A 13,305-nucleotide genomic window follows, 5' to 3' on the forward strand; every position below is an offset into this window, starting at 1 on the left:
TTTCCCCATGTGAAAGTAGGTCACTGCCAGGCTTCGAATCAGACCCTGTCCGAATGGACGGGGTTTTTTTATGCCTGGAATTTATTCAAATTATTCTATCAACCTGATTGTACTAATTTGAGCTTTATAGACAGAGGCTTGAATAAAGGCCCTTTTAGTTTAAAGGGCCTTTAAGCTTATCCTATTTAGATTGAGAAAAGGTTTGTGAATCGATTGAAGCGCTGACCAACTCTTGAGTAATTGGAATGTCTTCGTTGAAATAGTGGACAACCCTTTTAATTCTTAGCGGAACTCCCAAGCCTTTTAAGTACCACCTTTCATCTGCAATAGTTACTTTCAAGTAATCGCCATTACCTGGGTCAACTGTTCTTGTATAGCGCAGGTGGCAAGTCTGATAAGTTCCAGATGAAGTTGAAATTTTTTCCATTGCAATAAAACGCAGCGTAACTTTAGACTGATTTTTAAGGTCTACTTCGCCGTTTTTATCTGTCTCATACGATTTTATAGCGCCTGTGACTGTCCAGCTTTTTTCCATACCTGGTTTATCAAAACCAAAATACTCAGGTAGGCCTGGACTAAAGGTTTTAATAAATTGATATTCACCTCCTGATTCTTTAGCTACTGAGTTTTGATCAGATACATGATAAAAGCCCAATTTGTCTTCCGTTGGTTTAACTGATTGGGTTGATATGATCTGTTTTTTTTCGCTTAGCGAGTCAGCTGTTTTGGCATCTTGTTTGACCACTTTATAAGTTGTTAGGTTTTTATCTTCAGGTGATGCTTTTACTACAGTTAGGGTGCTCTCGCTCACGAAGCCATTATCTGTATAGTTAGCGTATGTGATGGTGTTACCTAGCTTATAAAGCTTTGGGTTATAGCATTGTCTAGCGCTATTTTCTGGAATATCTGGTGAGCATGCGCTAAGAACAACGCTAACTAATGGCAGCAGCATAATGGTTGGTTTCATCCCTTAGAACCTTTTCTCTATGACTTAAATAACGATCACTTCTATATTTTGTCATTTTCGCAAGTTCTGCCCATCAGTGATATATCGATATTTAGATAGAGGCTAGTTTATGGTATTAGAATTTGCGAAAAGGCAATTTTTTAACCATGTTTAAAGTTCCCCCTTTTTATGTAGAGGTGAGCAATGCGTTGGTTAAAATATTTTGTGCTTTGTATGGCGATTGCGGCAACGTCAGGGAGCTCATTTGCTGCAAGTTCGAGCCTTAACTCAATAGAGCAGTTACGCTGGAGTAATCGTTTAATATTGATTCATGGCTGGCCATACGAGCAGTCAGCACACAAAATCTTTCAGCCGTTTTCAGCTCAGTTTGCGGACCGTCATATTTTGTGGTTTGTTTTTGAAGATAGTGCAAATGGTATGAAAGTAGCTGAGACTAATTATACCGGACAGCTAGGCCCACAGTTCGCCAAACTAACGAAACCTTATCAATTTGCCAGTGGCGACCATTTGTTGTTAATTGGCAAAGATGGCGGCGTAAAACTTCGCCAGAAAGATATCGAGATGAATCAAATATTTGATCTGATCGATACCATGCCTATGCGCCAATCAGAGATAGCCCAAGCAAAGATGACAAAAGTGAATCAATAACGTTAGCGATTGAAACGATCATCTGAGCTTGTTTGTTTTGGATCTCGACCATGACTCATCCAGCCATCGGTGGTATCGGTGAAGCAATCAAACTGATGGCTGTATGGTTTGAGATCAATAATTGGCGTACCATCAAGTAAGTCGAGTTCGCTGATTTGTAAAATATTACCTTCGATAGCGTTGAGTCGCACGATGGTTAAGCCAATGGGGTTGGGCCGCTTAGGTGAGCGTGTTGCAAAAACTCCGCGTGGGGTTTTATCTAAAAAAGGTGTAACGGTTAGTGCTGTTCCTGCACTTTGGTGTAGATGAAATAGCACGTAGATGTGTGAAAATCCATCTAGGTCTGCAAGCCCTTGTTGGTATTGGCTGAAGATCTCTATCTGTCCGGACTCTTGGGATATTCCCGCACCTTGAATCGGCATCTGCTCGCGTGTTTTAAAGGGCGTTCTGGCAACGCCAATTGGACTTAACTCAATGTTCGTCATAGGAACTCCTTGAGATGAATGTTTTATGAAAGAATCAGCATAGAAAGTTGTGAATGTCGTGCCTATGAGGCGGATCAATATCTGTATAAATTTCATCCTTTTAAAAATGAGTTCGTAACTAATTGGAATTTTTACTCAAATTTGTTTATAATCGCGCATTCTCGTTGCCCTATGAATTTCCTCCCTTGGTAGCGATATCTCAAATATATTGTTGACTATTGATTGGCTATTTTTTGTATAGGGCTATCATTTAGCTTTTTAGGGTGCTATAATTTCGCGCCCTTTAAATAGGCAGCCATAGACCTTTTAAGGTCAGTTGTAATGTTACAGAGGCATAATCGCCTCATGTAAAAATTAAGCGGAGCACTGAAATGATCCAAATGCAATCTATGCTCGACGTGGCCGATAACTCCGGCGCACGTAGCGTACAGTGTATTAAGGTCCTGGGTGGCTCGCACCGCCGTTATGCAAACATTGGTGACATCATCAAAGTTGCTGTGAAAGAAGCAATTCCTCGCGGCAAAGTTAAAAAAGGTGATGTTCTCAAGGCTGTGGTAGTGCGGACACGTAAAGGCGTTCGTCGTCCCGACGGTTCTTTAATTCGGTTTGATCGCAATGCTGCGGTTGTTCTGAATAATAATAACCAGCCGATTGGTACTCGTATCTTTGGCCCTGTGACACGTGAACTTCGTAATGATCAGTTCATGAAAATCGTGTCTCTGGCGCCTGAAGTACTATAAGGAGTAACAAGAGATGGCTAATAAAATTCGTCGTGAAGATGAAGTAGTAGTATTAACTGGTAAAGATAAAGGCAAACGTGGCAAAGTCACTAAAGTTCTTTCCTCTACTGGTAAAGTTTTTGTCGAAGGCGTCAACCTGGTTAAGAAACACCAGAAACCTAACCCTCAAGCGGGTGTTAATGGTGGTATCGTTGAACAGGAAGCTGCAATCGATGTATCTAATGTAGCGATTTACAATGCCGCTTCAGGCAAAGCAGATCGCGTTGGTTTCCGATTTGAAGACGGTAAAAAAGTCCGTTTCTTTAAATCTTCTGGTGAACTAGTTAAGTAATTGGAGTAAAACGATGGCGAAACTGCATGATTTGTATAAGGAGTCTGTAGTGCCTGCACTTCTTAAGGAGTACGGCTACAAATCCATCATGCAAGTCCCTCGGATCGAGAAAATCACCCTGAACATGGGTGTTGGTGAAGCATTAAATGATAAGAAATTGCTAGAAAATGCTGTTGCAGATCTAGCTGCTATTTCTGGTCAAAAACCGCTTGTCACCAAAGCTCGTAAATCCGTTGCGGGCTTCAAAATCCGTGAAGGCTACCCTATTGGTTGTAAAGTAACCCTCCGTGGTGAACGGATGTGGGAGTTCCTTGAGCGCCTGATTTCGATCGCTATGCCTCGTATTCGTGACTTCCGTGGTGTCAGTTCAAAATCTTTTGACGGCCGTGGTAATTACAGTATGGGCGTGCGTGAGCAAATCATCTTCCCGGAAATCGACTATGACAAAGTTGATAAAATTCGTGGTCTAGATGTGACTATCACAACTAGCGCGACATCCGATGAAGAAGGCCGTGCTCTGCTGGCTGCCTTTAACTTCCCATTCCGTAAATAAAAGGGTTAGGGTTATGGCAAAACAATCAATGAAAGCACGTGAAGTGAAACGTGCCAAGCTGGCCGCTAAATATGCTGAAAAGCGTGCGGCTCTCAAAGAGGTTATCTCAAGCGTAAATTCTTCTGATGAAGAACGTTGGGATGCAGTATTGAAACTTCAGGAACTGCCACGTGACTCGTCTCGTAGTCGTCAGCGTAATCGCTGTAACATTACAGGTCGTCCACATGGTTATCTGCGCAAATTCGGCGTAAGCCGTATTAAGCTGCGTGAAGCAGCAATGCGTGGTGAAGTACCTGGTCTTAGAAAAGCCAGCTGGTAAGCCAATCATTCACGGAGTAAGCAATTATGAGCATGCAAGATCCTATTGCGGATATGCTAACCCGCATCCGTAACGGTCAAGCGGCCAATAAAGTATCTGTCAAGATGCCTTCTTCTAAACTGAAAGTGGCGATTGCCAAGGTTTTGAAAGACGAGGGTTACATCACTGACTATGCTGTTTCTGGTGACGTTAAAGCCGAACTAGAAGTAACTCTCAAATATTTTGAGGGTAAAAAAGTTATTGAAACAATTCAACGCGTTAGCCGCCCTGGTTTGCGGATCTACAAAGGCGCTACTGAACTTCCTAAAGTTCTTGGTGGTTTGGGGATTGCAGTTGTTTCTACATCAAAAGGCGTTATGACTGACCGTGCCGCGCGTAAAGCGGGTATGGGTGGTGAAATCGTCTGCTACGTAGCTTAATCGGAGGTATTCATATGTCTCGTGTCGCTAAAGCTCCCGTAGCCATTCCTGCTGGTGTAGAAGTGGTTTTAAATGGCCAGGAGCTGACAATTAAAGGCGCTAAAGGTGCGGTTTCTCGTACTTTAAATGACGCTGTTATCATCACCAAAGAAGAGAATGAACTGAAATTCTCTGTCGCTGATGGTGCACCTACTGCGCAGGCAGGTACTGCTCGTGCATTGGCAAACAACATGGTTATCGGTGTTACTGAAGGCTTTGAAAAACGTCTGCAGTTGGTCGGTGTTGGTTATCGTGTTCAAGTTCAGGGTAAGAAACTGAATCTGACTCTTGGTTACTCGCATCCGGTAGTTTACGAACTGCCTGAAGAAGTGAGTGCTGAAGCGCCTTCTCAAACCGAACTGGTTATCAAAGGTGCTGATAAACAAGTCGTTGGTCAAGTGGCTGCGCACATTCGTCGTTACCGTCTGCCTGAACCTTATAAAGGTAAAGGTGTTCGCTATGCTGACGAACAAGTACGCCGCAAAGAGGCTAAGAAGAAGTAAGGTAACACTATGGATAAGAAAAGTGCTCGTCTGCGTCGCGCGACTCGCGCACGCAAAGCTATGCAAGAGTTGGGTGCAACTCGCCTGGTGATTCACCGTACTCCGCGCCATATTTATGCGCAGGTTATTACACCAGACGCTAATGTTGTTGCAACTGCCTCAACTGTTGATAAAGCAGTTCGTGAGGCGTTAACAAAAACTGGTAATGTCGAAGCCGCTAAAGCAGTTGGTAAAGCAATTGCAGAACGCGCTTTAGAAAAAGGCATTACTCAGGTTTCTTTCGATCGCTCTGGTTTCCAGTATCATGGTCGTGTCGCTGCTTTGGCAGAGGCTGCGCGTGAAGCTGGCCTTCAGTTCTAAGGGGTGAATCATGGCTAAATTTGAAACACAAACCGGTGATCTGAACGAGAAGCTAATCGCAGTTAACCGCGTTTCTAAAGTAGTTAAAGGTGGTCGTATCTTTAGCTTTACTGCATTGACTGTAGTAGGCGACGGAAATGGCCGAGTAGGGTTTGGTTACGGTAAAGCAAAAGAAGTTCCAGCTGCTATTCAAAAAGCAATGGAAAAAGCTCGCCGCAATCTACGTGCTGTTAAATTAAACGGTACCACATTGCAGCACCCGATTAAGGGCCGTCATTCAGGTTCTCGGGTATACATGCAGCCAGCATCAGAAGGTACCGGTATTATTGCCGGTGGTGCGATGCGTGCCGTACTGGAAGTCGCAGGCGTACAGAACGTACTGTCTAAAGCTTACGGTTCGACTAACCCGATTAACATCGTCCGCGCAACCATCGACGCTTTAGAGCATATGCATGCTCCTGAAGATGTCGCTGCGAAACGTGGCCTGAGCGTAGAAGAAATTCTGGGGTAATTGGGCATGGCGAAAATTAAAGTAACACAAACTAAGAGCTCTATCGGTCGTTTGCCAAAACATAAGGCAACTTTGACTGGTTTAGGTCTGCGTCGCATTGGTCACACAGTTGAACTGGAAGATACTCCTTCTGTTCGCGGTATGATCAATAAGGTTTACTACATGGTTAAGGTAGAGGGTGAATAAGATGCGTTTAAATACTCTATCACCAGCTGAAGGTGCTAAACCTAGCGCTAAACGTGTAGGTCGTGGTATCGGTTCTGGCTTGGGTAAAACCGGCGGCCGTGGTCATAAAGGTCAGAAATCTCGTTCTGGCGGCCGCGTACGTGCAGGTTTCGAAGGCGGTCAGATGCCATTGAAACAACGCTTACCAAAATTTGGTTTTACGTCTCGTAAAGCAGCAACTGCAGCAGAAGTTCGTACATCAGAACTAGCTAAAGTAGCTGAAGGCGTGGTAAGTTTGGATACTCTGAAACAATCTGGCGTTATCGCTCGGACAGCCAAAACTGCGAAAATCGTACTTTCTGGCGACGTCACTAAAGCGGTAACTATCCAGGGTGTTGGTGTAACCAAAGGCGCACGTGCTGCTATTGAAGCAGCGGGCGGTAAAATCGAAGGATAGTACGTAAATGGCTAAGAAACCAGGATTACCATCAAAAGGTGGACAAGGCGGGCTAAGCGAGCTGAAGCGACGTTTGTTATTCGTGCTGGGCGCACTGATTGTGTTCCGAGCTGGCTCGTTTATTCCAATTCCTGGGATCGACGCTAATGTACTTGCTGGGTTAATGCAGCAACAAAAAGGGACCATCATTGAGATGTTTAACATGTTCTCTGGTGGTGCCTTAGCTCGAGCCTCAATCTTCGCGCTGGGTATTATGCCGTATATTTCGGCATCAATTATTATCCAGTTGTTGACTGTGGTGAATCCCACTTTGGCCGAATTGAAAAAAGAAGGCGAATCTGGGCGGCGTAAAATTACTCAATATACTCGTTACGGCACGTTAGTGCTGGGCTTGTTCCAATCTATCGGTATTGCTACCGGGTTGCCTCGAATGGTGACTGGATTGGTGCATAACCCAAGTATGGCGTTCTATGTTACTGCGGTTGTTTGTCTGGTTACTGGGACCATGTTCCTGATGTGGCTGGGTGAGCAAATTACTGAACGTGGTATCGGTAACGGTATTTCGATTCTGATCTTTGCCGGGATTATTGCTGGGCTTCCGCCTGCAATTGGCCGGACTATCGAACAGGCTCGATTGGGTGAAATTAATGTCTTGCTGCTATTACTTATCGTTGTCATCGTTTTTGCGGTTACGTTTTTTGTGGTGTTTATGGAACGTGGTCAGCGACGGATTGTCGTTAACTATGCCAAACGCCAACAAGGACGCCGAGTATATGCCGCGCAAAGTTCACATTTGCCATTGAAAGTTAATATGTCAGGTGTGATTCCGGCAATTTTTGCATCAAGTGTCATTTTGTTCCCAGGAACACTGGCGCAATGGTTTGGTCAGCATAAAGGCTTTGGCTTTTTATCTGATATTTCTTTAACATTGCAGCCCGGTCAGCCACTTTATGTGATATTATACGCGGCCGCGATTATCTTTTTCAGTTTCTTCTATACTGCATTGGTGTTTAACCCACGCGAAACAGCGGACAATTTGAAAAAGAGTGGTGCGTTTATTCCGGGCATTCGCCCAGGTGAACAAACCTCGCGTTACATTGATAAGGTGATGACTCGCTTGACACTAGCTGGTGCCTTGTACATCACGTTTATTTGTTTAATTCCACAGTTTATGATGCAGGTGATGAACGTGCAGTTCTACTTCGGTGGTACTTCATTGCTCATTATCGTTGTAGTCATCATGGACTTTATGGCACAGGTTCAGACCCATATGATGAGTCATCAATATGATTCTGTCCTGAAAAAGGCTAATTTGAAAAACTATGGTCGATAAGACCTAAGCGATTTAAATTAGTGAAACTTTTGCGGAGATAGCAATGAAAGTTCGTGCTTCCGTTAAGAAAATCTGCCGTAACTGCAAAATTATCAAACGCAATGGCGTTGTTCGGGTAATTTGCACAGAGCCTAAGCACAAACAGCGCCAAGGCTAATAAGCAGATTTCTAGACATTTTAGATTGCAAATCGGTCATCTGTTGAGTATCCTTACGGGCTTTTCACAGATGGCCTTCGTTTTACGAAATAATAGGAGTGTCCCTAATGGCCCGTATAGCCGGCATTAACATTCCTGATCAGAAACACGCAGTTATCGCGTTAACTGCTATTTACGGTATCGGTAAGACCCGCGCAAAAGAGATCTGCGCAGCTGCTGGTATCGCTGAAGACGTGAAGATCAGAGAACTAGATGAATCTCAAGTTGAAAAACTGCGTGAGCAGGTAGGTCATATCACTGTTGAAGGTGATTTACGCCGCGAAGTTTCAATGAATATCAAGCGCCTGATGGACCTCGGTTGTAACCGTGGGCTTCGTCATCGTCGTAGTTTGCCCGTTCGTGGTCAGCGCACTAAAACTAATGCGCGTACCCGTAAAGGGCCTCGTAAACCTATTAAGAAATAAGGTGAGGACAAATGGCTAAAACTCCGACTCGCGCTCGTAAACGCGTTAAAAAACAAGTTGCTGACGGTATGGCTCATATCCATGCTTCTTTCAACAACACAATCATTACTATTACTGATCGCCAAGGTAATGCTCTATCTTGGGCAACTGCCGGTGGATCTGGTTTCCGTGGTTCACGTAAGTCTACTCCGTTTGCAGCGCAGGTTGCTGCTGAACGTGCAGCTGAAGCTGCAAAAGACTACGGCCTAAAAAACGTAGAAGTATTCGTTAATGGCCCGGGTCCAGGTCGTGAGTCATCAATCCGTGCGTTAAACGCGGCAGGTTTCCGCGTCACTAACATCACTGATGTGACTCCAATTCCACACAACGGTTGTCGTCCGCCTAAGAAACGCCGCGTGTAATTCTTGGGATAGACAGGAGATAGAATAATGGCAAGATATTTGGGGCCTAAGCTCAAACTTAGCCGTCGTGAAGGTACTGACCTGTTCTTAAAGAGCGGTGTACGCGCGGTAGATACTAAGTGTAAGCTTGATTCAGCACCAGGCCAACATGGTGCACGTAAACCACGTCTGTCTGATTACGGTTTACAGCTTCGCGAGAAGCAAAAAGTTCGTCGTATTTATGGTGTACTGGAAAAACAATTCCGTAACTACTATAAAGAAGCGGCACGTTTAAAAGGTAATACTGGTGAAAACCTGCTGAATTTGCTTGAAAGCCGTCTAGATAACGTTGTTTATCGCGTTGGCTTTGGTTCAACTCGTGCTGAAGCACGTCAGCTGGTAAGCCACAAAGCGATCCTGGTTAATGGTAAAGTTGTTAACGTACCTTCTTTCCAGGTTTCACCGGAAGATGTTATCAGCGTTCGCGAGAAAGCTAAAAAGCAAACTCGTATCACTGCTGCACTGGAAATCGCAGGACAGCGTGAAAAACCAACTTGGGTAGAAACTGATGCGACTAAAATGGAAAGCGTTTTCAAACGTAATCCAGAACGCACAGATCTGTCTGCAGACATTAACGAACAGCTGATCGTCGAGCTTTACTCTAAGTAAGGCTAATTTCTAAGAGAGGACACAATGCAGGGTTCTGTAACAGAATTTCTTAAGCCACGGCTAGTTGATATTGAACAACTTAGCCCTACTCATGCAAAAGTGACTTTAGAACCTCTTGAAAGGGGTTTCGGTCATACGCTTGGTAATGCGCTGCGTCGCATTCTGCTTTCATCTATGCCTGGCTGCGCTGTCACCGAGGTCGAGATTGACGGCGTATTGCATGAGTACAGCAGTAAGGAAGGGGTTCAGGAAGATATTTTAGAAATCTTGTTGAATCTAAAAGGTATTGCTGTGAAGCTCGAAGGTAAAGATGAAGCAATGCTTACTCTTACCAAATCTGGTGCAGGCCCAGTCGTAGCGGGTGACATCACCCATGATGGTGATGTTGAAATCGCTAATCCTGAACATGTTATCTGTCATTTAAGCAGCGATGCTGAAGTTAACATGCGGATTAAAGTAGAACGGGGTCGCGGTTATATTCCTGCATCAACTCGCGTTCACGCTGAAGACGAAGAACGTCCTATTGGTCGTTTGTTAGTTGATGCAGCCTACAGCCCGGTTGTACGTATTGCTTATAATGTTGAAGCTGCTCGTGTAGAACAGCGTACTGACTTAGATAAGTTAGTTATCGACATGGAAACCAATGGTACTTTGGATCCTGAAGAAGCGATTCGTCGTTCTGCTACGATCCTGGCCGAGCAACTGGATGCATTCGTCGACTTACGTGATGTGAGTGAACCCGAAGAGAAAGAAGAAAAACCGGAGTTCGATCCGATCCTGCTACGTCCTGTTGATGATCTGGAATTAACTGTTCGCTCCGCTAACTGCTTGAAGGCAGAAGCGATTCATTATATTGGTGACTTGGTTCAGCGTACCGAAGTTGAGTTGTTGAAAACACCTAACTTGGGTAAAAAATCTCTTACTGAGATTAAAGACGTTTTGGCAAGTCGTGGGTTGTCTCTGGGCATGCGCCTGGAAAATTGGCCACCTGCTAGTATTGCTGAAAAGTAATCAGTCACTGGTCCGATAGTATTATTTAGAAGGATAAGGTCATGCGCCATCGTAAGAGTGGTCGTCAATTGAACCGAAACAGTAGCCATCGTCAGGCTATGTTTCGCAATATGGCCAGTTCATTGGTTCGCCATGAAGTTATCAAAACAACTCTGCCTAAAGCTAAAGAGCTTCGGCGTGTTGTAGAGCCTTTGATTACATTGGCTAAAAACGACAGTGTTGCTAACCGCCGTCTGGCTTTTGCACGTACTCGTGACAAAGAAGTAGTTGGTAAACTGTTCTCAGATTTGGGACCTCGTTTTCAGGCTCGTGCGGGCGGTTACACTCGCATCCTGAAATGTGGCTTCCGAGCTGGTGATAACGCTCCAATGGCTTATATTGAGCTGGTTGATCGCGCAGATTCTCAAGAAGAATCAGCCGAGTAACTGCAAAATATTTATCAAGCCGGGCTTTTGCCCGGCTTTTTTTATGTCTGCAATTTGTACTTTATTTAATTGAAACTTTATCAAATGCCTCAGGAATAAAACTGATACGCTGTGCTTGTGGCAGAATTGTTTTAGCCTGTGCGAGCTCTTTGCTGCTGAGTACCTCAGTTATCTCAACATTTAAATCGGCCAGCGAAAATACCGGTTGTTGCGATTGTTCTATCAGTTGCACAAATGGGTAGAGCAATTGATGCTGATTAATCGCCACAACTAGTGCAATTTGCCCATCTGAAAGCCGCAGCAGTGTTCCTGGTGGGTAGACGCCTATTTCATTACTCAGCAACTGAATATAGTTATTATTGAGTTTGCCTTTATAGTGCTTGGTTAATGTCACCAGTGCGATATGCGGACTTTTAATATCATCTTGGTTACATAAATTATCAAAGGTATTGGCCACACTTAACAGCTGGGCAAGCGGGTGGATCTGTTCATCAATCAGTTTGCTTGGGCCTCCACTGCCGTCTAAATATTCATGATGCTGATTGATAATATTTAGCAATTGATGATCGTTGATGCCCGCATCCGTTAACATCTGACTCGAGCGCACGGCATGATGCAGTTTAGGTTTATCTGTTACTAAACAGCCTAAATCATGAAACAGTGCGGCTTGACCAATAAGCTTAATTTCATACTTGCTGCGCATTGCCGATTGAGCCAATAACATACTTAGAATTGTCACATTTAGACAGTGGGCCCCAAGATTATTGGCTATATCGTTGGATGGAATGATATGAATAATGTGCTCTTGTGTTTGCGCTAACGTATTCCAGAAATTATTTACAATCGGTTCAGCTGAGCTTCGAATCTCATCTAATTTAGGCGGGCTTTGATAGAGTTGGTTCAGCTGACTTAAACATTGTGAGTAAAGTGTTTGAGCCTGCGTTAGGCTTATTTCGTATCGCTGTTGGCGATCAAGACGCTCCCACTGTGCTTGAATCTTTGCTTCGCTTGTTAATCTATCTGTATCGACAGCAATAGGTTGCTCTAGATCGCTTAATCTATGGCTTACTGGCGGCAGCGGTGGCACATCACTTTTACTCGGATCGACCAAGACATGCTCGAGTCCTAGGTTATGTAAAATTGTCAGCTCACTGGCGCTGGTTATCTTAAAGTTAGAGCGCAAAAAAGGATGTTGGTGCCAACTGAGTGGCAATTTAACATAGATGCCGACAGCCAGTCGGTTCACTGCTACTTTTATATCACTCATTATTGTTAGTCGATTAACTAATCCTTCTTTTATCTTAGTCAAAAAATGATGTGTTGGTTACTTTGGCTCGATTAAGACTAGACTTAACCTGCAAACAATTTAGAATAGGTGTCTAGATGTCTAGACTTTCATTTTGGAGTGATAAAAATGCCGATTCGGATCCCCGATGAATTACCTGCAGCAGAGGTGCTACGAGGCGAAAATATTTTCGTTATGCCACAAACTCGAGCTTTGGCTCAGGAGATCCGGCCTCTAAAAGTCATTTTATTAAACCTGATGCCCAAAAAGATCGAGACTGAAAATCAGATCCTGCGCCTGCTTTCCAATACGCCATTGCAAATTGATGTTCATTTACTGCGCATTGATCACCGAGTATCCAAAAATACCCCTAAAGCCCATATTGACAGGTTTTATCGGGATTTTGATAAAATTCGGCAAAGCAATTTCGATGGCTTGATCATCACTGGTGCTCCATTGGGACTGACACCATTTGAAGATGTTTATTACTGGGATCAGATGTGCGAGATTATTCGTTGGTCGACCACGCATGTAACATCAACGCTGTTTTTATGCTGGGCTGCGCAGGTTGCTCTGAATGTGCTCTATGGCATGCCACGATGTACACTGGAGAAAAAATTATCTGGAGTCTATGAGCATCAAAGCGTCGGCGGACATAGTAAATTACTGCGCGGCTTTGATGATACGTTTTTAGCACCACTTTCGCGAAATGCTGCTTTTCCCATTGATACCATCAAAAAATACACAGATTTAGATATCCTTGCCAAATTGCCAGAAAATAACGAGCTTTATCTTGCTGCCAGCCATGATTTGCGTCAAGTGTTTGTAACCGGTCACCCAGAGTATGACTCTCACACTCTGGCCAATGAATATCGCCGAGATGAAGCTGCTGGATTGTCTCCTGCTCTGCCACATAATTATTTCCCTCATAACGATGCTAGTAATGAGCCTTTGGCTACTTGGCGAAGCCATGGCAGTTTGCTCTATAGTAACTGGATTAACTATTGTGTTTATCAGATCACGCCATATGATTTGAAAGTAATGCATCCATCTGACAACGATTAATTGCTCGAGCAGGAGAGTT

The 13,305-nt window shown here is 44.1% G+C and carries 22 protein-coding genes; 19 read left to right on the forward strand and 3 right to left on the reverse strand.

The genetic code is table 11. The features are described from left to right. Nucleotides 1–181 precede the first annotated feature (181 nt). Nucleotides 182–967: a hypothetical protein gene (locus tag ABTQ23_RS18335; protein ID WP_408617215.1), complete on the reverse strand. Its 786-nt coding sequence runs from the start codon at nt 965–967 to the stop codon at nt 182–184. Nucleotides 968–1,150: 183 nt separating this feature from the next. On the opposite strand from ABTQ23_RS18335, the gene ABTQ23_RS18340 reads away from it, so the two are divergent. After that, nucleotides 1,151–1,615, forward strand: a complete 465-nt coding sequence (locus ABTQ23_RS18340; protein ID WP_408617216.1) for a DUF4174 domain-containing protein — start codon at nt 1,151–1,153, stop codon at nt 1,613–1,615. A gap of 2 nt (nt 1,616–1,617) precedes the next feature. Here ABTQ23_RS18340 and tsaA read toward each other — a convergent pair whose 3' ends face one another. Then, complete coding sequence (gene tsaA, locus ABTQ23_RS18345; RefSeq protein WP_408617217.1) at nt 1,618–2,100, reverse strand: tRNA (N6-threonylcarbamoyladenosine(37)-N6)-methyltransferase TrmO; 483 nt, start codon at nt 2,098–2,100, stop codon at nt 1,618–1,620. Between the two features lie 371 nt (nt 2,101–2,471). Between tsaA and rplN the strand changes: the two genes are divergently transcribed. From rplN to rplQ, 17 genes are all read left to right on the forward strand, one after another. Continuing rightward, nucleotides 2,472–2,840, forward strand: a complete 369-nt coding sequence (gene rplN / locus ABTQ23_RS18350) for a 50S ribosomal protein L14 (protein WP_131911233.1) — start codon at nt 2,472–2,474, stop codon at nt 2,838–2,840. A gap of 13 nt (nt 2,841–2,853) precedes the next feature. After that, entirely contained in the window at nt 2,854–3,171 is a 318-nt protein-coding gene (rplX, locus tag ABTQ23_RS18355; RefSeq protein WP_408617218.1) for a 50S ribosomal protein L24, read from the forward strand. 13 nt (nt 3,172–3,184) lie between these two features. Beyond that, the gene (rplE, locus tag ABTQ23_RS18360) at nt 3,185–3,724 is read left to right on the forward strand and encodes a 50S ribosomal protein L5 (protein ID WP_408617219.1); all 540 of its coding nucleotides are present in this window, start codon (nt 3,185–3,187) and stop codon (nt 3,722–3,724) included. A gap of 13 nt (nt 3,725–3,737) precedes the next feature. Continuing rightward, nucleotides 3,738–4,043: a 30S ribosomal protein S14 gene (rpsN, locus tag ABTQ23_RS18365; RefSeq protein WP_408617220.1), complete on the forward strand. Its 306-nt coding sequence runs from the start codon at nt 3,738–3,740 to the stop codon at nt 4,041–4,043. 26 nt (nt 4,044–4,069) lie between these two features. Then, nucleotides 4,070–4,462 carry a 30S ribosomal protein S8 gene (gene rpsH, locus ABTQ23_RS18370; RefSeq protein ID WP_408617221.1) on the forward strand — a complete coding sequence of 131 codons (393 nt, stop codon included), beginning with the start codon at nt 4,070–4,072 and terminating at the stop codon, nt 4,460–4,462. 14 nt (nt 4,463–4,476) lie between these two features. Next, on the forward strand, nt 4,477–5,004 hold the full coding sequence (gene rplF, locus ABTQ23_RS18375) for a 50S ribosomal protein L6 (protein WP_408617222.1): 528 nt from the start codon (nt 4,477–4,479) through the stop codon (nt 5,002–5,004). Nucleotides 5,005–5,013: 9 nt separating this feature from the next. Beyond that, nucleotides 5,014–5,364, forward strand: a complete 351-nt coding sequence (gene rplR, locus ABTQ23_RS18380) for a 50S ribosomal protein L18 (RefSeq protein WP_408617223.1) — start codon at nt 5,014–5,016, stop codon at nt 5,362–5,364. 10 nt (nt 5,365–5,374) lie between these two features. After that, a complete protein-coding gene (gene rpsE, locus ABTQ23_RS18385; RefSeq protein WP_131911143.1) occupies nt 5,375–5,875 on the forward strand; it encodes a 30S ribosomal protein S5 in 501 nt (166 codons plus the stop codon). Nucleotides 5,876–5,881: 6 nt separating this feature from the next. Then, nucleotides 5,882–6,061, forward strand: a complete 180-nt coding sequence (gene rpmD / locus ABTQ23_RS18390; RefSeq protein ID WP_408617224.1) for a 50S ribosomal protein L30 — start codon at nt 5,882–5,884, stop codon at nt 6,059–6,061. A gap of 1 nt (nt 6,062) precedes the next feature. Next, entirely contained in the window at nt 6,063–6,497 is a 435-nt protein-coding gene (rplO, locus tag ABTQ23_RS18395) for a 50S ribosomal protein L15 (protein ID WP_408617225.1), read from the forward strand. 7 nt (nt 6,498–6,504) lie between these two features. After that, nucleotides 6,505–7,830 carry a preprotein translocase subunit SecY gene (gene secY, locus ABTQ23_RS18400; RefSeq protein WP_408617226.1) on the forward strand — a complete coding sequence of 442 codons (1,326 nt, stop codon included), beginning with the start codon at nt 6,505–6,507 and terminating at the stop codon, nt 7,828–7,830. A 43-nt stretch (nt 7,831–7,873) separates the two neighbouring features. Further along, entirely contained in the window at nt 7,874–7,987 is a 114-nt protein-coding gene (gene rpmJ, locus ABTQ23_RS18405) for a 50S ribosomal protein L36 (protein ID WP_408617227.1), read from the forward strand. 107 nt (nt 7,988–8,094) lie between these two features. Next, entirely contained in the window at nt 8,095–8,451 is a 357-nt protein-coding gene (rpsM, locus tag ABTQ23_RS18410; protein WP_408617228.1) for a 30S ribosomal protein S13, read from the forward strand. Nucleotides 8,452–8,462: 11 nt separating this feature from the next. Then, nucleotides 8,463–8,852: a 30S ribosomal protein S11 gene (gene rpsK, locus ABTQ23_RS18415; RefSeq protein WP_131911149.1), complete on the forward strand. Its 390-nt coding sequence runs from the start codon at nt 8,463–8,465 to the stop codon at nt 8,850–8,852. A 27-nt stretch (nt 8,853–8,879) separates the two neighbouring features. Continuing rightward, nucleotides 8,880–9,500: a 30S ribosomal protein S4 gene (gene rpsD, locus ABTQ23_RS18420; protein ID WP_408617229.1), complete on the forward strand. Its 621-nt coding sequence runs from the start codon at nt 8,880–8,882 to the stop codon at nt 9,498–9,500. Between the two features lie 24 nt (nt 9,501–9,524). Then, nucleotides 9,525–10,511 (forward strand): DNA-directed RNA polymerase subunit alpha, encoded by a 987-nt coding sequence (locus ABTQ23_RS18425; RefSeq protein ID WP_408617230.1) that lies wholly within the window; start codon nt 9,525–9,527, stop codon nt 10,509–10,511. A 41-nt stretch (nt 10,512–10,552) separates the two neighbouring features. Then, nucleotides 10,553–10,936: a 50S ribosomal protein L17 gene (gene rplQ, locus ABTQ23_RS18430; protein WP_131911152.1), complete on the forward strand. Its 384-nt coding sequence runs from the start codon at nt 10,553–10,555 to the stop codon at nt 10,934–10,936. Nucleotides 10,937–10,997: 61 nt separating this feature from the next. On the opposite strand, the gene ABTQ23_RS18435 is transcribed toward rplQ, so the two are convergent. After that, entirely contained in the window at nt 10,998–12,203 is a 1,206-nt protein-coding gene (locus ABTQ23_RS18435) for a cyclic di-GMP phosphodiesterase (RefSeq protein WP_408617231.1), read from the reverse strand. A 147-nt stretch (nt 12,204–12,350) separates the two neighbouring features. On the opposite strand from ABTQ23_RS18435, the gene ABTQ23_RS18440 reads away from it, so the two are divergent. Beyond that, nucleotides 12,351–13,286, forward strand: a complete 936-nt coding sequence (locus ABTQ23_RS18440; RefSeq protein ID WP_408617232.1) for a homoserine O-succinyltransferase — start codon at nt 12,351–12,353, stop codon at nt 13,284–13,286. The last annotated feature ends 19 nt before the right edge of the window (nt 13,287–13,305 follow it).

Origin of the sequence: Celerinatantimonas sediminis (assembly GCF_046054195.1) — a bacterium.
GTDB lineage: Bacteria > Pseudomonadota > Gammaproteobacteria > Enterobacterales > Celerinatantimonadaceae > Celerinatantimonas.